The following is a 17,116-nucleotide window of genomic DNA, read 5'->3' as shown; positions in this document are numbered from 1 at the left end:
CACGTTGTTCCATAAATCAGCTTCACAACCTTGCTGGCTTGTGTACCAGTGGTACTGCTCAGACGAAATGGTTTCATATTTGGCTCTTATTATTGGATACAGGGGACGTTACGTACTCAGTATTAATCGACGCATCACGCTCTGCAACCGGTTACTGTAACCGGTTTCTGTGAATGTGAAGAGGATCCAGAAATCAGCCGTTCGGGATATTTGTTACTTAAGAGATATTTACAGAGCATAAATTCTTATGACAGATTACGCAGGATATTTGTCAGGAGGAAACAATGAGTTTGCAGTCTGTACAGCAGTTTTTTGCCGACAACGCGCCGGATATAGACGTAATTGAACTTAGCCAGAGTACCGCTACCGTTGCGTTGGCTGCTGCCGCCCATCGTGTTGAACCGGGACAAATCGCCAAGACCTTGTCACTCAAGGTGAAAAATGAGGTGATTCTGGTGGTGGCGAAAGGCGATGCGCGCCTGGATAACAAAAAGCTGAAAGACACGTTTGGTGCGAAAGCGCGCATGCTCAGCAGTGATGAAGTGGTGACCATCACCGGTCATCCCGTTGGCGGCGTGTGCCCGTTCGGGCTGGAAAATCCGCTCGCGGTTTACTGCGATATCTCATTAAAGCAGTACACCGAAGTCCTGCCCGCCGCAGGCGCAATTCATAGTGCCGTGCGTATTTCACCTGACAGAATGGCAGAGCTGACTTCCGCAAAGTGGGTTGACGTTTGCATCTGATTGATGCGCCAGAGCCTGTCTGGCGCGCAGCGGGCTGGCTATAAAAAGGTCGGCTTGCTGAGTGCCGAACTTCGCGGTTCTCTTGCCGGAAGGTGAGTAATAATATCCGCCGCATCGAGCAACCCGACGTCAGAGCTCACCCCCAGCTTCACCATCGCATTAAACTTATGCGCCCGAATGGTCTTAATATTGCGTTCAAGCTGTGCCGCAATTTGAGGAATAGAATAGCCGCAAGACATATAACGCAGTATTGCCCGTTCCGTTGGGCTTAACATTCTGTTTTGACTCCGGTACCAGTGATTCATCATATTGTCATTGATGCGCAGCGTTTCACTCAACAACACCATAAGTTCCTGCTGCAGGTGCTCAAGCGTCAGCGATTTACTGACCACACCGTGAAGGCGTGACGGTGAAAGATGGCTAACTAACCGTGCTTCCGTCTCATCAGCGACCAGGATAATGCGCTGGATATGACCATGCGTAAACGCGAGTTCCCGCAGGTGCGCCAGGCAGTTACGGCGCTCCTCTCGTGCATCGGAAAGTGAATAGATCAGCGAGAAAAAATTGACGTGCTGAAGTGCTTTCTTGAAGCTGTCAAATTCGCTAAACAGATGCAGCTGATAGTGATTCAGGCCGGGCATCGCAAATAAATGCTGTAGCCCAACAGCACTCATCGTGCAATTTTCGACGATGGCGATATGTCGTGTTGAATCGGTTTTTTCCATTCCTCAAACTCTCCATAGGCTGACATCAAATTCAGCTCTCTCATTCCCTGCGTACTGTTGATCCAGGCGTACATATCGGCATTACTACGTAAAGATAGCCGCCGCATCGCACTGTTTTTCTGCGCACTGATGGTTTTATTGCTCTTCTTCAGCAATGTGGCGATTTGGTTAATCCCCCATCCTTTACCTAACAGACGCAGTACCTTACGTTCGGAGTGCGTGAGTGCGATAACGTGTTCGTCTTCATCCTCCGTACTTTGAGGCTCCGGGGTTAATAACGTCTGGCTTATCCGCTCTGCCCGCTCGCTACCTGCCCGAATCGCGTTAACCACGCCTTCAATGGGCTCCATATCAGACAGCAACGTGCTTTCCGGGCGCATAAGCAACTCAACCGCAATAGGGTAAAGCGGCCGCGAGACTAAAAAGATCCAGTGAATGTCCCGGTATTGGTTCAATAAACCGTAATACTCTTCGAGGGTTCCCCGAGGATTTCTATATTCACCTGAAATATCGGCAATAATGACATCTGCGCGGCGTAGCTGGAGCAGTGTTAACTCCTGCAATGAGCGACAATAGGTCAATTCAAAATTCGGGAAATGGCGTGCCATCACGCCCCCTAACCCGTTTTGCATCACGGGCATCCGGCTAATGACAACGCCATACTTACCATGCAATGACAACATAGACCCTCCGTGTCCATTCTTCATTTGATGAGTAACGTTAAAACGCACCAATGTATGAGTATTTTCGTCCCTGAGTGTAAAACTGATTAATACAAGCAGAAGATGAGATATGTTCTTAGTATAAGAAATGCCTAAAACAACGGTAATATCTCATAAAGCGAAAATAAATTTAATTGTGGAGCCATTAAAATAACGACAATATAAAATTAGAATAACTAAATACAAATATTCTATATTTTTATATTTATAATTCACCGCATTGATAAATTAATCCAACTCCCCTTTCGTGATACGGGCTGAAACTGTTTGCACAAACCTTGATCTGGCCCACAGCAAGAGGGACTGCACTTTGTGCTAAAAGTACTCACTACGGGCTAACCGGCAACCTATCCATCTTTTTCAGGACAATACATGCAGGCAGATCGGTCAACGCAGCGTGCTATCACGCGGCTATGTATAAAGTGCGGTCTTTTTCTGCTCCAGCACGGCGCGGAAAGCGCGCTGGTTGAGGAGCTTTCAACCCGGCTGGGGGTGGCGCTGGGTATGGATAGCGTTGAAAGCGCGATCTCATCTAACGCCATTGTGCTGACCACGATCAAAGACGGTCAGTGCCTGACCTCCACCCGCAAAAACCATGACCGCGGTATTAACATGCACGTCGTGACCGAAGTGCAGCACATCGTCATCCTTGCTGAACACAAGCTTCTCGATCTCCATGAAATTGAAAAACGGTTCAACCAGATCAAGCCATTACGTTATCCGCGCTGGCTCGTTGTGTTAATGGTAGGGCTCTCTTGCGCCTGCTTTTGTAAGCTCAATAAAGGCGGCTGGGACGGCGCGCTCGTCACCTTTTTTGCCAGCAGTATCGCCATGTATGTTCGCCAGCTGCTCACGCACCGGCAGCTGCACCCGCAAATTAACTTCTGCATTACCGCGTTTGTCGCCACCACGGTTTCCGGCCTGCTTCTGCGCCTGCCGCAGTTTGCCAACACCCCAACCGTTGCCATGGCCGCCAGCGTGCTTCTGCTGGTCCCGGGCTTTCCGCTGATCAACGCCGTCGCCGACATGTTTAAAGGGCACATCAATACCGGTCTGGCACGCTGGGCTATCGCCAGCCTGCTGACGCTGGCGACCTGCATCGGCGTGGTCATGGCCATGACTCTCTGGGGGTTACGCGGATGGGCGTGATAGATTTTCTGCTGGCGCTGGCACAGGACATGCTTCTGGCCGCCATTCCTGCCGTCGGCTTTGCGATGGTATTTAACGTACCGCAACGCGCGCTGCCGTGGTGCGCGCTGCTGGGTGCTATTGGCCATGGCTCGCGAATGGTGATGATGACCGCGGGTTTTAACATCGAATGGTCAACATTCATCGCTTCCATGCTGGTCGGCAGTATCGGCATCCAGTGGTCGCGCTGGTATCTGGCGCATCCCAAAGTGTTCACCGTTGCCGCGGTGATCCCGATGTTCCCAGGCATATCTGCGTATACAGCGATGATTTCCGCAGTGAAAATCAGCCATTTTGGCTACACCGAGCCTCAGATGATCCTCCTCCTGAGCAACTTTCTTAAGGCGTCATCCATCGTCGGCGCGCTCTCCATCGGGCTGTCTATCCCCGGACTGTGGCTGTACCGCAAACGCCCACGCGTTTGATATTTGTATTATTTCGCTGCCGTGGAGATAATTCTTCTGGTCCGTTTGGTGAAAATAAGGAAAGGATGTGGCTAACCCTGGCAGCGAACACCCCGAGCACAGTGAAGAATCCAGCCTGAAAGAGAAAATCTTTCAGAGCGCCATCGCGCTTTTTGCCGAGTATGGATTGAACGGTGCACGGATGGAGCAGATCGCAGAGAAAGCGGGCACCACCAAACGCATGGTGGTTTACCATTTCAAGAATAAAGAGAACCTCTATCTCCTGGTTCTGGAACATGTTTACACCCAGATTCGCGCCGGTGAAAAAGCGCTAAGCCTGACGGGAATGCCCCCGGTCGAAGCGCTGGTCAATCTGGTTGAAGCCACCTTTGACTACCATGCCGACCACCCTGACTACATCCGGATTATCTGCATGGAAAACATGCAGCGCGGCCGCTTTATGCAGCAGTCGAGCTATCTCCGCCAGGTCAACCGAAGCGCGCTCGACCTGCTGGAGGAGATCCTGCGCCGGGGCAAAGAAAAACAGCTCTTCAGTGAGACGGTAGACGCCCGCGATCTTCATCGTCTGATAAGCAGCTTCAGCTTTCACTACGTTGCCAACAGCTACACCTTTACGCTGTTGTTTGAAGAAGGCGCAGACGAGCAGGCTCAGCGTCAGCACTACCGCAAAATGGCCGTTCAGGTGGCGCTCCGCTATACTTGCCCATAAAATTGCTTGCAATTAAATCGTGCACTATCTATATTCATTTCATGAACGCGAAAACGAACGACGCAACCGCTGCGCTCAAGCTGGATAACCAGCTCTGCTTTGCCCTCTATTCGGCAAACCTGGCGCTTAACAAGCTGTACCGGCAGCTGCTGGCACCGCTGAACCTGACCTACCCGCAATATCTGGTGATGCTGGTGCTGTGGGAGCAGGATGATATGACGGTGTCGGACATCGGTGAACGGCTGTTTCTGGACTCTGCAACCCTGACGCCGCTGTTGAAGCGGCTGGAAAGCGCCGGGCTCATCAACCGCCACCGTTCACGCAAAGATGAACGCCAGGTCGCCGTCACCCTGAGTGAAGCGGGACGTGAACTGCAGCAGCAGGCATTGGGTATCCCCGATGCGGTGGGGTGCGCAGCGCAGTGTGATACCGACACCCTGCTGGCGCTCAAACAGCAGCTCGAACTTTTGCGACAACAGCTACACCGCGCGTAAAGCTATACTTTACGCGTGATTATTACCCATATATATCGCACGCTATTTAATAGCGCACATTAAACAAGATGAGGAACCTGCCATGTCTTTAGAAAAAGTCGTTTATACCGCCAAAGCCAAAGCCACCGGAGGCCGTGACGGCCGAGCCACCTCTTCCGACGGCGTACTGGACGTAAAACTGGGCGTGCCAAAAGAGATGGGCGGCATGGGGGGAGACGTGACCAACCCTGAGCAGCTGTTTGCTGCCGGCTACTCTGCCTGTTTCCTGGGCGCGATGAAATTCGTGGCCGCACGCGACAAATTTACCCTGCCTAAAGATGCTTTTATTGAAGGCGAAGTGGGTATTGGCCCCCTGCCAACCGGTTTTGGTATCGAAGCGAAACTGAACATCCACGTTGAAGGTATGGATCCTGCGGAAGCCAAAAAGCTGGTCGATGCGGCGCACATTGTTTGCCCGTACTCTAACGCGACCCGCGGCAACATTGACGTGACGCTGAACATCATCGCGTAATCCCTTCTGTTCCCTCTCCCTGTGGGAGAGGGTCAGGGTGAGGCATCAGCCCGCACTTTACCCCTCCTTTCCTTTCCCCTCTCTGTGCTACCATAAGTCCATATCACGCCCGTAGTAATCAGTAGAGTAAGCGTTATGTCCTCCAGACTTCTGACCACCAGCATTGCTGGCATTGATGCCTTTATGCGCGACCCACGCGGTGTGTTGACTCACGCCGAAGGCGGCACGGTTGCGGTTTTTGCCGACAACGCGCCGGCGTTTTACGCAATCACACCGGAACGTCTGGCACAGCTTCTGGAGATCGAAGCACAAGTGTCACGCCCGGCGAGCGATGTCACGCTGGACAACCAGTTCTTTGATGAACCGGTTAACGTTCCCATGACCGTTCCGATGGGCAAATTTGCCCTCTATGCGGGCTGGCAACCGGATGCAGATTTCCAGCGGCAGGCCGCGCTGTGGGGCATTGCGTTAACCCAACCCGCCACCGCGGAAGAGCTCGCCGCGTTTACCGCCTGGTGGCAGGCAGAAGGGAAAGTGTTCACCCACATTCAGTGGCAGCAAAAGCTCGCGCGTCATCTCCAGATTACCCGCGCCGGCAACAACGGCCAGCCAAAACGTGATATCAATGCGTTTTCAGAACCGGATAAACAGATCCCCAGCGGATTCCGAGGTGCGAAATGAAGAACGTCGGCGACCTGATGAAACGTCTGCAAAAAATGATGCCTGCCAACGTGAAGCCCGCTTTCACCACCGGTGAAGAGCTGCTGGCATGGCAAAAAGAGCAAGGTGAGATCCGCGCCGCCGCGCTCGCCAGGGAAAACCGGGCGATGAAAATGCAGCGCACTTTTAACCGTTCCGGTATCCGTCCCCTGCACCAGAACTGCTCGTTCGATAACTATAAAATCGAGACCAACGGGCAGATGAACGCGCTGGCCGCCGCACGGCAGTACGTGGATGAATTCGACGGCAATATCGCCAGCTTCATCTTTAGCGGCAAGCCGGGCACCGGAAAAAACCACCTTGCTGCCGCCATCTGCAACGAGCTGCTTCTGCGCGGTAAATCGGTTCTTATCATCACCGTGGCCGATATCATGTCTGCGATGAAAGACACCTTCAGCAACCGCGAAACCAGCGAAGAACAGCTGCTTAACGATCTGAGTAATGTCGACCTGCTGGTCATCGACGAGATTGGCGTTCAGACGGAATCGCGCTATGAAAAAGTGATCATCAACCAGATTGTCGATCGCCGCTCCTCGTCCAAGCGCCCCACCGGCATGCTGACGAACCACAATATTGACGAGATGACCCGCCTGCTGGGGGAACGCGTCATGGACCGCATGAAGCTGGGTAACAGCCTGTATGTCATCTTCGACTGGGAAAGTTACCGCAGCCGCGTCACCGGCAAAGAGTATTAAGACAGTTCCAGGAATCGCCGACAGGTCGCAGGTATATACTGGAACCCCTTCGGCCCAAAACGGACCTTTTTGAGAGAGCCATGATGAAAAAACAGATTATTGTCAGCACCTTTTTAGGCGCGCTGCTGGTGACCGGTGCAGCGCAGGCGGCGTCCTGGCAGGAGTCCCTGTCAAGCGCAGCAAACGAGCTGACCAAAGAGAGCAGCAGCACGCAGGGCGGACTCTCCGCCTCTTCCCTCACCAGCCTGCTGGGCAATAGCGCCCAGAGCCTGAGCGCGGGCACGATGAACAACGCGGCGGGGATTCTGGAATATTGTGCGAAGCAAAAGCTGGCCTCCGTGACCGACGCGCAAAACGTGAAAAATCAGGTGCTGGGTAAACTGGGTCTGGATACCCAGGAGCAGAAAGCTGACACCAACTATATGGACGGCATTCAGGGCCTGCTTAACGCGCAGAACGGTCAGCAGCTTAACCTGAGCACCCTCGGCAACTCCTCTCTGGCCAAACAGGTGAAAACCAAAGCCTGCGATCTGGTGCTGAAACAAGGCGTTAATTTCATCTCCTGATCCACCCCATTTTCTGCCACAACACGCCGCGTTTAATGCGATAGTCTTGCAGCGCGGCGCTAAATGAGCGTTTTTCCCACCTGCCACCGTCTCAGCGTCCGTTTGTCAGGATGTGCACACCTTCATAAAAACGATTTTCTAAACCAAATCCTAACAACAGCACACTTTCGTGACACTAAAATTGCAGCTTAACGACATCGCAATTACATTGTATGACCCAAAAAATAAACAGTTAGCCAGCGAAGCATCTGGCGTCACGAGGATATGCTGTTGTCTGAATTCATGTCTCTTATCCTTTTTCTGGCTTCTGTCGGCGTTTACGCCTGCAAAGCCGGCCGTCACACCTGGTGGTTTATCGCCACGCTGGTTGTGCTCGGCATTTTTATTATTTTAAACATTACCTTATACGCCAGTGATTACTTTACCGGTGACGGCATTAACGATGCGGTGCTCTACACGCTGACAAATAGCCTGACGGGCGCGGGTGTCAGCAAGTACATTCTTCCGGGGCTCGGCCTTGTCGTCGCGCTGGTCACCATTTTTGGCGCGCTGGCCTGGGTGCTGCGTCGACGTCGCCATCATCCACACCATCATGGCTACAGCCTGCTGGCGTTATTCCTGGCGCTGGCCTCCGTCGACGCCAGTCCGGCGTTCCATCAGATCACCGAACTGGTGAAATCCCAGTCGCGCGACGGCGATCCGGATTTCACGGCTTACTACAAAGAGCCGTCGAAAACGATCGCCAACCCGACGCTCAATCTGGTCTATATCTACGGAGAAAGTCTGGAGCGCACGTACTTTGATAACGATGCCTTCCCGGACCTGACGCCAGATCTGGGTGCGCTGAAAAATGAAGGTCTCGATTTCAGCCACACCATGCAGTTGCCCGGTACGGATTACACGATTGCCGGGATGGTTGCCTCCCAGTGCGGTATCCCGCTGTTCGCGCCTTTTGAAGGTAACGCCTCAGCCTCCATGTCGACCTTCTTCCCACAGAATATTTGCCTCGGCGATATCCTGAAAAACTCCGGTTACGAAAACTATTTTGTGCAGGGGGCAAACCTGCGCTTCGCCGGAAAAGATGTGTTCCTGAAATCCCACGGTTTTGATCACCTGTATGGCTCAGAAGAGTTAAAAACGACGGTTGCCGACCCAAACTACCGCAACGACTGGGGCTTCTATGACGATACGGTACTCGACGAAACCTGGAAGAAATTCGAGGAACTGTCCCGCGCGGGCAAGCGTTTCTCTCTCTTTGCGCTGACGGTAGACACTCACCATCCTGACGGGTTCGTCTCGCGCAGCTGTAAACGCAAAAGCTATAACGTTGATGGCAAAAACAACAAGTCTTTCAGCGCCGTCACCTGCAGTCAGGAGCACATTGCCGCGCTGGTCGAGAAAATCAAAGCCTCGCCCTGGTTTAAAAACACCGTCATCGTCGTTTCGTCTGACCATCTGGCGATGAAAAACAGCGCCTGGGATCAGCTCAACAAGCAGGATCGCAGCAATCTGTTCTTCGTCCTGCGCGGCGACCAGCCGCAGCAGGAGGAGATTGCCACCAAACGCAACTCCATGGATAACGGCGCCACCGTGCTGGACATCCTGGGCGGCGACAACTTTATTGGCCTGGGCCGCAGCACGCTGTCGGGGCAATCCCTGTCGGAAGTGTTCCTCAACATGAAGGAAAAAATCCTCGCCTGGAAGCCCGACATCATCCGCCTGTGGAACTTCCCGAAAGAGATGAAGGACTTCACCGTCGATCGGGATAAAAACACGATTGCCTTCTCGGGCAGCAACTTCCGTCTGCCGCTGCTGGTGCGCGTGTCGGAGGGACGCGTTGAGCCGCTGCCGGAAAGCGAATATTCCGCGCCGCTGCGCTATCAGCTGGCCGATTTTGCGCCACGCGATAATTTCGTCTGGGTCGACAGATGTTACAAGATGGGCCAGCTCTGGTCGCAGCCGCTGGCGCTCTCTACCGACTGGTGCGTCTCTCAGGGTCAGCTTGGCGGGGAGCAAATCGTGCAGCACGTGGATAAAGCCCAGTGGAAAGGCAAAACCGCGTTTAAAGATACGGTAATTGATACGGCGCGCTATCAGCACAACATCGACATGCTGAAAATCAGCGACAACGATATTCGCTACAAAGCGGACAGCTTTATCTTTAACGTGGCCGGCGCGCCGGAAGAAGTGAAGCAGTTTAGCGGCATCTCGCGGCCGGAGTCCTGGGGACGCTGGTCAAACGCGCAGCTGGGCAATGAGGTGAAAATTGAGTACACCCATCCGCTGCCGGAACAATTCGACCTGGTGATCACCGCCAGAGCGTATGGCCCTAACGCTAACAAGCCCGTACCGGTGCGCGTGGGCGATCGGGAACAGATGCTGACGCTCGGGAACGACGTGAGCACGCATACGCTGCATTTTGAGAATCCTTCGCGCAGCAATACCCTGGTGATCGTCCCGCCGGATCCGCAGTCCACCAATGAAGGGAATATTCTTGGCCATTCACCGCGCGAGCTCGGAATTGGCATGGTCGAAATTAAAATTGTGAGTCGAGCAGGCTAATGGTCGACCTTAACATCACCCTTCGACCCACACGTCCCGGCGACGTTGCCGCCCTGCCCGCCATTGAACGCGCGGCGGGCGAGCGCTTTCGTGAAGACCCGGAGCTCGCCTGGCTTGCCGACGGTGAAGTCATTTCTGCTGAGAAGCACCTTGAGTATGTCGAACGTGGGCTAAGCTGGCTGGCGCGGGTGAACGACCGCCCCGTGGGGTTTATCCTCACCGAAGCGCACTCTTCGTCGCTGTTTATCGTGGAGCTTTCGGTCGATCTGAACTGGCAGGGAAAAGGGATTGGCCGGCAGCTTATCGCCTGTGCGGCTGACCATGCCCGCACGCTGGGGCTGACGTCGCTGACGTTGACGACGTTCCGGGACGTACCGTGGAACGCGCCGTTCTATGCAAAGCTAGGGTTTAAAAAAATGACGACGCTGACGCCTGAACTGCGTCAGAAAAGGGAAGAAGAGACAGCGCACGGTTTCGCGTATGAAACGCGCTGCGCCATGCGCCTGCCTCTGTAATATCGCCCGGTGGCACTGCGCTTACCGGGCCTACAAAACCCTGAACCGTAGGCCGGGTAAGGCGCAGCCGTCACCCGGCACAACGCACAGAGTTAGAACGTTTCCCAGTTATCGCCTGAATCGACCGTCGCGGTTTTACGCGCCATCACCGGCGTGGAAACCGCTTTAGCCGCAGCGAATTCGCGCGCTTTCATCTGCTCCTGCTGAATGCGGAACACCGCCACGGCCTGAGTCAGGCGGCTCGCCTGCTCTTCCAGTGCGGCCGCAGCCGCGGCAGACTCTTCAACCAGCGAGGCGTTCTGCTGGGTCACGCGATCCATCTCAGCTACCGCCAGACCCACCTGGTCGATACCGCGGCTCTGCTCGTCAGACGCAGAGGCGATTTCACCCATGATGTCCGTTACGCGGGTCACCGCGTTCACGATCTCACCCATGGTTTCACCGGCGCTTTCTACCAGCGTTGAACCCACTTCCACGCGACCCACGGAGTCTTCAATCAGGCTCTTGATTTCACGAGCCGCCTGGGCACTGCGCTGGGCCAGGTTACGCACTTCACCGGCCACCACCGCAAAGCCACGGCCCTGCTCGCCCGCACGCGCCGCTTCTACCGCCGCGTTCAGTGCCAGGATGTTGGTCTGGAAAGCAATGCCGTCGATCACGCTGATAATGTCGGCAATTTTCTGCGAGCTGCCCGCGATATCGCGCATGGTCTGCACCACGTTATCCACCACTTTGCCGCCTTTCTGCGCGGTTTCGGAGGCGCTCAGGGCAAGATGGCTCGCCTGACGGGCGTTCTCGGCGTTCTGCTTAACGGTCGCCGTCAGCTGCTCCATGCTGGCAGCGGTCTCTTCCAGGGAAGCGGCCTGCTGTTCAGTACGGGAGGAGAGGTCGTTATTGCCCATCGCGATTTCACTCGCGCCGCTGTAGATCGCGTTCGCGCCGTTACGCACGTCGCCAACGGTACGCACCAGCTCACCCTGCATATGACGCAGCGAGTCGGCCAGTTCACCCATTTCGTTGGTGCCCTGAACCTCAATACGCTTCACCAGGTCGCCGCTGGCGATATGGCGAATGTTGTCGATCAGACGATTCAGCGGGGAGATCAGCGTCTGCTTGATGTTGAGCCAGACGGCCACGATCACCACCAGCACGGCAATCAGGACGCTAATCAGCACCCAGATAGCCTGGCTGAAGGAGCTGTTGCTGTCTTCGACCGCCATCTGGTACAGCTTGTCGTTCTGCTGCAGGTAGCTCACGTACTGCTTCTCAAAACCGTCCTGATAGCTCTGGGTCGGCTGGTCGAAGAAGGCGTTGATTTTGCCCGCGCCCAGCAGCTGGATCAGCTCCGCCAGCGCGCCGTGGTAAATATCATAGTTACGCTTGATCTCCATCGCTTCAGCGTCGTTTTGACGCGGATCGCGCGGCAGGGCTTCGTAGGCAGCCCAGTTTTTTTCCGCCTGTTTCAGAGACGTAGACGCGATTTGCATCAAATCGTTAACGGTCGCGCCGCTGCCGATATTGCTCTGATCCATCATGTAGCGGATACCCGCGCGGTTCAGGGTATTACGGGTTTGCAGCAACGCTACCCAGCTGGCGTTCAGCGTGGACTGTTGCTGGCGAATGGTTTGCAGGACGGTGAAATTCTCTTTGTCATTCTTCAGAGCATTAAAGAAAAGACCACCGGACGTGAGTTGTAAAAGGCCAAATATCGCTAAAACCAGCATTAAGCTGGTGACAATCTTGATACGGTTTAACATGTTTTCTCTTTCCTCAGGCAGATACAGAATTTTCGGCCTGGAAAGGGAAAACTTTACGAAAATCATCCTGGAATTTGGGGTTTTTACTCTTCTTCCCGCGCTGCGTTATGCCGGTTTCCGAGTTCAATAAACTCTTCCAGCAGCGCCGTCAGCTGTTTCATCTTCTCCGGCGTATATTCCGCCTCAATCTGCTGATACGCCTCTTCGACCTGCGCCTGAGCGTGTTCATACAGCGCATTCCCCTCTTTGGTCAGCGACACGTACAGCTTGCGCTGGTCGTTCACCGGCTTTAGGCGCAGCACCAGGCCGTCACGCTCCATGCGCGTCAGAATACCGGTCAGGCTCGGGCGCAGGATGCAGGTGCGAAACGCCAGATCGTGAAAATCCATCGACGGATGTTCAGCCAGCACGCGCACAATACGCCACTGCTGCTCGGTCAGATTATGGCGCTTCACGATCGGGCGGAAGTAGGACATCGCCGCTTCCCGCGCCTGCAGCAGCGCGATGGTTAATGAATCATGCATAGCCTCTTCCCTTCACATCATTAACAAGTAAACAATCACTAAAAGATGTTTTTATAAACAACACGTTTTCCCTCAAAAAGTCTAACAGAAACCCATCAATTTTATTAAGTCACTGATTTTAATACACATAAAACTCAATATGTAAATTTATTGTTATTCATATCACAAATTTTTCACTTCTGATTGCGAAATGAGCAGCAAAAGCATAAAACCAGATCATTAACATATTAATGAAATCCAAACAGGACATCCGGCCTGAGGAGTATGTGAATGAAAGGTACCGTTTTTGCCGTCGCCCTCAACCATCAAAGCCAGCGTGAAGCCTGGCGTGAGGCATTTGAAAAAGCCCCCTACAACACGCCGCCGAAAACAGCCGTGTGGTTTATCAAACCCCATAACACCGTGATTCGTGCGGGCGAACCCATTCCGTTCCCGCAGGGGGAAAAGGTGCTCAGCGGCGCGACGGTGGCGCTGGTGATCGGTAAAACCGCCAGCAAGGTACGCGTGGAGGACGCTGCGGAGCACATCGCGGGGTATGCGCTGGCCAACGAGGTGAGCCTGCCGGAAGAGAGCTTCTATCGCCCGGCCATCAAGGCCAAATGTCGTGACGGATTCTGCCCGATCGGCGAACTTGTCGCCGTCGATAACGTAGATAACCTGACCATCATCACCGAGATCAACGGCCGCGAAGCGGACCACTGGAACACCGCCGATCTTCAGCGTAACGCTGCCGAACTGCTGAGCGCCCTGAGCGAGTTCGCCACCCTCAATCCCGGCGATGCGATCCTGCTCGGTACCCCTCACAGCCGCGTTGAGATCCGCCCGGGCGATCGCGTGCGTATTCTGGCGGAAGGCTTTCCGCCGCTGGAAAATCCGGTGGTGGATGAACGCGACGTCGCTAACACACACCGCACGCCGCCGCACGCCACGCTGTTTGCCCTCGGTCTGAACTATGCCGATCACGCCAGCGAGCTGGACTTCAAGCCGCCCACCGAACCATTGGTCTTTATCAAAGCGCCGAACACCTTCAACGGCGACAACCAGACGTCGGTGCGCCCGAACAACGTCGATTACATGCACTATGAAGCGGAGCTGGTGGTGGTCATCGGCAAAACCGCCCGTAAGGTCAGCGAAGCCGAGGCGATGGACTATGTTGCGGGCTACACGGTCTGCAACGACTACGCCATCCGCGACTATCTGGAAAACTACTACCGCCCGAACCTGCGGGTGAAAAGCCGCGACGGGCTGACCCCCATTTCCCCAAACATCGTGCCAAAAGCAGCCATTCCCGACCCGCACAACCTCGCCCTGCGCACCTTCGTTAACGGCGAGCTGCGTCAGGAAGGCACCACGGCGGATCTGATCTTCAGTATCCCGTACCTGATTGCGTACCTGAGCGACTTTATGACCCTGCAGCCGGGCGACATGATTGCCACCGGCACGCCGAAGGGGCTCTCCGACGTGGTGCCGGGCGATGAGGTGGTGGTGGAAGTGGAAGGCGTGGGACGCCTGGTGAACCGAATTGTGAGTGAGGAGACGGCAAAATGAAAAAGATTAACCACTGGATCAACGGTAAAAACGTCGCGGGCAGCGACTACTTCCACACCACTAACCCGGCCTCCGGCGAGGTCCTGGCAGAAGTGGCAGCCGGCGGCGAAGCCGAAATTCACCAGGCCGTTGCCGCCGCCAAAGAGGCGTTCCCGAAGTGGGCCAACCTGCCGATGAAGGAGCGCGCGCGCCTGATGCGTCGTCTGGGTGACCTGATCGACCAGAACGTGCCCGAGATTGCCGCCATGGAAACCGCCGACACCGGCCTGCCGATCCACCAGACCAAAAACGTGCTCATTCCGCGCGCCTCGCACAACTTCGAGTTCTTCGCCGAGGTGTGCCAGCAGATGAACGGCAAAACCTACCCGGTTGACGACAAGATGCTCAACTACACCCTGGTACAGCCGGTGGGCGTCTGCGCGCTGGTGTCGCCGTGGAACGTGCCGTTTATGACCGCCACCTGGAAGGTCGCGCCCTGTCTGGCCTTAGGTAATACCGCCGTGCTGAAGATGTCCGAACTCTCCCCGCTGACCGCCGACCGTCTGGGCGAGCTGGCCCTCGAAGCGGGGATTCCGGCAGGCGTGCTGAACGTGGTGCAGGGCTACGGCGCGACGGCAGGCGACGCGCTGGTGCGTCATCACGACGTGCGCGCGGTCTCCTTCACCGGCGGCACCGCCACCGGGCGCAACATCATGAAAAACGCCGGGCTGAAGAAATACTCCATGGAGCTGGGCGGCAAATCCCCGGTACTGATTTTTGAGGATGCCGACATTGAGCGCGCGCTGGACGCCGCCCTGTTCACCATCTTCTCCATCAACGGCGAGCGCTGCACCGCGGGCTCGCGCATCTTTATCCAGCAGAGCATCTACCCGGAATTCGTGAAGCGCTTTGCCGAGCGAGCCAACCGCCTGCGCGTGGGCGACCCGACCGATCCAAATACCCAGATTGGCGCGCTGATTAGCCAGCAGCACTGGGAGAAAGTCTCCGGCTATATCCGCCTCGGCATCGAGGAAGGCGCAACCCTGCTGGCGGGCGGCCCGGACAAACCGACCGACCTGCCTGCATACCTGAAAGGCGGCAACTTCCTGCGCCCGACCGTGCTGGCGGACGTCGACAACCGCATGCGCGTGGCGCAGGAGGAGATCTTCGGGCCGGTGGCCTGCCTGCTGCCGTTCAAGGACGAAGCGGAAGGGCTGCGCCTGGCCAACGACGTGGAGTACGGCCTGGCGTCGTATATCTGGACCCAGGACGTCAGCAAGGTGCTGCGCCTGGCGCGCAATATCGAAGCGGGCATGGTGTTCGTCAACACCCAGAACGTGCGCGACCTGCGCCAGCCGTTTGGCGGCGTGAAGGCCTCCGGCACCGGCCGCGAGGGCGGCGAGTACAGCTTCGAGGTGTTCGCGGAGATGAAGAACGTCTGCATCTCCATGGGCGACCATCCGATTCCAAAATGGGGGATCTGAAAATGGGTAAATTAGCGTTAGCAGCGAAAATCACCCACGTGCCGTCGATGTACCTTTCGGAGTTGCCGGGCAAAAACCACGGCTGCCGCCAGGGCGCTATCGACGGGCATAAAGAGATCAGCAAGCGCTGCCGCGAACTGGGCGTGGACACCATCATCGTGTTCGATACCCACTGGCTGGTGAATAGCGCCTACCACATCAACTGTGCGGACCATTTTTCAGGCGTCTACACCAGCAACGAGCTGCCGCACTTTATCCGCGACATGACCTACGACTACGACGGCAACCCGGCACTCGGCCAGCTGATTGCCGACGAGGCGGTGAAGCTCGGCGTGCGTGCCAAAGCGCACAACATCCCGAGCCTCAAGCTGGAGTACGGCACGCTGGTGCCGATGCGCTACATGAACGCGGATAAGCACTTCAAAGTGATCTCCATCTCGGCGTTCTGCACGGTTCACGACTTCGCCGACAGCCGCAGGCTGGGCGAAGCCATCGTCAGCGCCATTGAAAAATACGACGGCACCGTGGCGGTGCTCGCCAGCGGCTCGCTGTCGCACCGCTTTATCGACGACCAGCGCGCGGAAGAAGGGATGAACAGCTATACCCGCGAGTTCGACCGCCAGATGGACGAGCGCGTGGTGAAGCTGTGGCGCGAGGGTCAGTTTAAGGAGTTTTGCAGCATGCTGCCGGAGTACGCCGACTACTGCTACGGCGAGGGCAACATGCACGACACGGTGATGCTGCTGGGCATGCTCGGCTGGGACAAATACGACGGCAAGGTTGAATTTCTCACCGAACTGTTCGCCAGCTCCGGCACCGGCCAGGTCAACGCCGTTTTCCCGCTGCCCGCATAAGGAGCCACCATGCCGCACTTTATTGCTGAATGTACCGACAACATCCGCCAGCAGGCCGACCTGCCGGGGCTGTTCGCCAAAGTGAACGAGGCGCTCGCCGCCACGGGCATCTTCCCGCTCGGCGGTATCCGCAGCCGCGCCCACTGGCTGGACACCTGGCAGATGGCCGACGGCAAGCATGATTACGCCTTTGTCCATATGACGCTGAAGATTGGCGCGGGGCGCAGCCTGGAGAGCCGGGAAGCCGTGGGGGAGATGCTGTTTGGGCTGATCAAAGCGCACTTTGCGGAACTGATGGCGAGCCGCTATCTGGCGCTGTCGTTTGAGCTCGACGAACTGCACCCGACGCTCAATTACAAACAGAACAACGTGCACGCGTTGTTTAAGTAATACCG

19 protein-coding genes are annotated in these 17,116 nt (G+C 55.7%); 15 read left to right on the top strand and 4 right to left on the bottom strand.

All coding sequences use genetic code 11. The annotated features are described in order from the left end of the window. Nucleotides 1-284 precede the first annotated feature (284 nt). On the top strand, nt 285-743 hold the full coding sequence (locus tag GXP72_RS03120; protein ID WP_059445755.1) for a YbaK/EbsC family protein: 459 nt from the start codon (nt 285-287) through the stop codon (nt 741-743). 38 nt (nt 744-781) lie between these two features. On the opposite strand, the gene bglJ is transcribed toward GXP72_RS03120, so the two are convergent. Then, nucleotides 782-1,417 carry a DNA-binding transcriptional activator BglJ gene (gene bglJ / locus GXP72_RS03115; RefSeq protein ID WP_032649905.1) on the bottom strand — a complete coding sequence of 212 codons (636 nt, stop codon included), beginning with the start codon at nt 1,415-1,417 and terminating at the stop codon, nt 782-784. After that, a complete protein-coding gene (locus tag GXP72_RS03110) occupies nt 1,414-2,151 on the bottom strand; it encodes a LuxR C-terminal-related transcriptional regulator (protein ID WP_048991753.1) in 738 nt (245 codons plus the stop codon). The genes bglJ and GXP72_RS03110 overlap by 4 nt, the downstream gene beginning before the upstream one ends. Nucleotides 2,152-2,562: 411 nt before the next feature. On the opposite strand from GXP72_RS03110, the gene GXP72_RS03105 reads away from it, so the two are divergent. The 10 genes from GXP72_RS03105 to GXP72_RS03060 all read left to right on the top strand — a co-directional run bounded on the left by GXP72_RS03105 (nt 2,563) and on the right by GXP72_RS03060 (nt 10,575). Then, nucleotides 2,563-3,339: a threonine/serine exporter ThrE family protein gene (locus tag GXP72_RS03105; protein WP_024908278.1), complete on the top strand. Its 777-nt coding sequence runs from the start codon at nt 2,563-2,565 to the stop codon at nt 3,337-3,339. Continuing rightward, nucleotides 3,330-3,803, top strand: a complete 474-nt coding sequence (locus GXP72_RS03100; protein WP_024908279.1) for a threonine/serine exporter — start codon at nt 3,330-3,332, stop codon at nt 3,801-3,803. The genes GXP72_RS03105 and GXP72_RS03100 overlap by 10 nt, the downstream gene beginning before the upstream one ends. Before the next feature lie 67 nt (nt 3,804-3,870). Continuing rightward, nucleotides 3,871-4,512 carry a TetR family transcriptional regulator gene (locus GXP72_RS03095; protein WP_024908280.1) on the top strand — a complete coding sequence of 214 codons (642 nt, stop codon included), beginning with the start codon at nt 3,871-3,873 and terminating at the stop codon, nt 4,510-4,512. A gap of 41 nt (nt 4,513-4,553) precedes the next feature. After that, nucleotides 4,554-5,006, top strand: coding sequence for a MarR family transcriptional regulator (locus GXP72_RS03090; protein WP_208763494.1), 453 nt, complete (start codon nt 4,554-4,556; stop codon nt 5,004-5,006). A gap of 82 nt (nt 5,007-5,088) precedes the next feature. Next, on the top strand, nt 5,089-5,517 hold the full coding sequence (locus GXP72_RS03085; RefSeq protein ID WP_008502092.1) for an organic hydroperoxide resistance protein: 429 nt from the start codon (nt 5,089-5,091) through the stop codon (nt 5,515-5,517). Nucleotides 5,518-5,652: 135 nt separating this feature from the next. Further along, nucleotides 5,653-6,198: a primosomal protein DnaT gene (dnaT, locus tag GXP72_RS03080; RefSeq protein WP_208763493.1), complete on the top strand. Its 546-nt coding sequence runs from the start codon at nt 5,653-5,655 to the stop codon at nt 6,196-6,198. Beyond that, a complete protein-coding gene (dnaC, locus tag GXP72_RS03075) occupies nt 6,195-6,932 on the top strand; it encodes a DNA replication protein DnaC (RefSeq protein WP_013095461.1) in 738 nt (245 codons plus the stop codon). The genes dnaT and dnaC overlap by 4 nt, the downstream gene beginning before the upstream one ends. An 83-nt stretch (nt 6,933-7,015) precedes the next feature. Further along, nucleotides 7,016-7,498 (top strand): DUF2501 domain-containing protein, encoded by a 483-nt coding sequence (locus tag GXP72_RS03070; RefSeq protein ID WP_081758204.1) that lies wholly within the window; start codon nt 7,016-7,018, stop codon nt 7,496-7,498. Between the two features lie 270 nt (nt 7,499-7,768). Further along, on the top strand, nt 7,769-10,060 hold the full coding sequence (gene opgB, locus GXP72_RS03065) for a phosphatidylglycerol--membrane-oligosaccharide glycerophosphotransferase (RefSeq protein WP_208763492.1): 2,292 nt from the start codon (nt 7,769-7,771) through the stop codon (nt 10,058-10,060). Beyond that, nucleotides 10,060-10,575 carry a GNAT family N-acetyltransferase gene (locus GXP72_RS03060; RefSeq protein WP_090419156.1) on the top strand — a complete coding sequence of 172 codons (516 nt, stop codon included), beginning with the start codon at nt 10,060-10,062 and terminating at the stop codon, nt 10,573-10,575. The genes opgB and GXP72_RS03060 overlap by 1 nt, the downstream gene beginning before the upstream one ends. A gap of 92 nt (nt 10,576-10,667) precedes the next feature. Here the strand turns inward: GXP72_RS03060 and tsr are convergent, their stop codons facing one another. Both tsr and hpaR read right to left on the bottom strand, forming a co-directional pair. After that, nucleotides 10,668-12,332 carry a methyl-accepting chemotaxis protein gene (gene tsr, locus GXP72_RS03055; RefSeq protein WP_048991744.1) on the bottom strand — a complete coding sequence of 555 codons (1,665 nt, stop codon included), beginning with the start codon at nt 12,330-12,332 and terminating at the stop codon, nt 10,668-10,670. Nucleotides 12,333-12,415: 83 nt separating this feature from the next. Beyond that, on the bottom strand, nt 12,416-12,856 hold the full coding sequence (gene hpaR / locus GXP72_RS03050; protein WP_023334396.1) for a homoprotocatechuate degradation operon regulator HpaR: 441 nt from the start codon (nt 12,854-12,856) through the stop codon (nt 12,416-12,418). A gap of 270 nt (nt 12,857-13,126) precedes the next feature. Here hpaR and hpaG point away from each other — a divergent pair, with 270 nt between their 5' ends. From hpaG to GXP72_RS03030, 4 genes are read left to right on the top strand one after another with little or no spacing between them, the layout of a single operon-like run. Continuing rightward, nucleotides 13,127-14,404 carry a 4-hydroxyphenylacetate degradation bifunctional isomerase/decarboxylase gene (gene hpaG / locus GXP72_RS03045; protein WP_208763491.1) on the top strand — a complete coding sequence of 426 codons (1,278 nt, stop codon included), beginning with the start codon at nt 13,127-13,129 and terminating at the stop codon, nt 14,402-14,404. Then, nucleotides 14,401-15,867: a 5-carboxymethyl-2-hydroxymuconate semialdehyde dehydrogenase gene (gene hpaE, locus GXP72_RS03040; RefSeq protein WP_061716007.1), complete on the top strand. Its 1,467-nt coding sequence runs from the start codon at nt 14,401-14,403 to the stop codon at nt 15,865-15,867. Before hpaG ends, hpaE begins: the two co-directional genes overlap by 4 nt. A gap of 2 nt (nt 15,868-15,869) precedes the next feature. Further along, a complete protein-coding gene (gene hpaD / locus GXP72_RS03035) occupies nt 15,870-16,721 on the top strand; it encodes a 3,4-dihydroxyphenylacetate 2,3-dioxygenase (protein ID WP_061716008.1) in 852 nt (283 codons plus the stop codon). A 9-nt stretch (nt 16,722-16,730) separates the two neighbouring features. Continuing rightward, complete coding sequence (locus GXP72_RS03030) at nt 16,731-17,111, top strand: 5-carboxymethyl-2-hydroxymuconate Delta-isomerase (RefSeq protein WP_024908289.1); 381 nt, start codon at nt 16,731-16,733, stop codon at nt 17,109-17,111. Nucleotides 17,112-17,116 lie beyond the last annotated feature (5 nt).

This window comes from Enterobacter sp. SES19 (assembly GCF_011765665.1).
Lineage (GTDB): Bacteria > Pseudomonadota > Gammaproteobacteria > Enterobacterales > Enterobacteriaceae > Enterobacter > Enterobacter pseudoroggenkampii.
This window is presented reverse-complemented; position numbering and strand designations above follow the sequence as displayed.

Excerpts from the sequence above, each read along its gene's own strand:
- GXP72_RS03120 (WP_059445755.1), top strand. The coding sequence starts at position 285 with ATGAGTTTGCAGTCTGTACAGCAGTTTTTTGCCGACAACGCGCCGGAT.
- bglJ (WP_032649905.1), bottom strand. The coding sequence starts at position 1,417 with ATGAGTGCTGTTGGGCTACAGCATTTATTTGCGATGCCCGGCCTGAAT.
- GXP72_RS03110 (WP_048991753.1), bottom strand. The coding sequence starts at position 2,151 with ATGTTGTCATTGCATGGTAAGTATGGCGTTGTCATTAGCCGGATGCCC.
- GXP72_RS03105 (WP_024908278.1), top strand. The coding sequence starts at position 2,563 with ATGCAGGCAGATCGGTCAACGCAGCGTGCTATCACGCGGCTATGTATA.
- GXP72_RS03100 (WP_024908279.1), top strand. The coding sequence starts at position 3,330 with ATGGGCGTGATAGATTTTCTGCTGGCGCTGGCACAGGACATGCTTCTG.
- GXP72_RS03090 (WP_208763494.1), top strand. The coding sequence starts at position 4,554 with ATGAACGCGAAAACGAACGACGCAACCGCTGCGCTCAAGCTGGATAAC.
- GXP72_RS03085 (WP_008502092.1), top strand. The coding sequence starts at position 5,089 with ATGTCTTTAGAAAAAGTCGTTTATACCGCCAAAGCCAAAGCCACCGGA.
- dnaT (WP_208763493.1), top strand. The coding sequence starts at position 5,653 with ATGTCCTCCAGACTTCTGACCACCAGCATTGCTGGCATTGATGCCTTT.
- dnaC (WP_013095461.1), top strand. The coding sequence starts at position 6,195 with ATGAAGAACGTCGGCGACCTGATGAAACGTCTGCAAAAAATGATGCCT.
- GXP72_RS03070 (WP_081758204.1), top strand. The coding sequence starts at position 7,016 with ATGAAAAAACAGATTATTGTCAGCACCTTTTTAGGCGCGCTGCTGGTG.
- GXP72_RS03060 (WP_090419156.1), top strand. The coding sequence starts at position 10,060 with ATGGTCGACCTTAACATCACCCTTCGACCCACACGTCCCGGCGACGTT.
- tsr (WP_048991744.1), bottom strand. The coding sequence starts at position 12,332 with ATGTTAAACCGTATCAAGATTGTCACCAGCTTAATGCTGGTTTTAGCG.
- hpaR (WP_023334396.1), bottom strand. The coding sequence starts at position 12,856 with ATGCATGATTCATTAACCATCGCGCTGCTGCAGGCGCGGGAAGCGGCG.
- hpaG (WP_208763491.1), top strand. The coding sequence starts at position 13,127 with ATGAAAGGTACCGTTTTTGCCGTCGCCCTCAACCATCAAAGCCAGCGT.
- hpaE (WP_061716007.1), top strand. The coding sequence starts at position 14,401 with ATGAAAAAGATTAACCACTGGATCAACGGTAAAAACGTCGCGGGCAGC.
- hpaD (WP_061716008.1), top strand. The coding sequence starts at position 15,870 with ATGGGTAAATTAGCGTTAGCAGCGAAAATCACCCACGTGCCGTCGATG.
- GXP72_RS03030 (WP_024908289.1), top strand. The coding sequence starts at position 16,731 with ATGCCGCACTTTATTGCTGAATGTACCGACAACATCCGCCAGCAGGCC.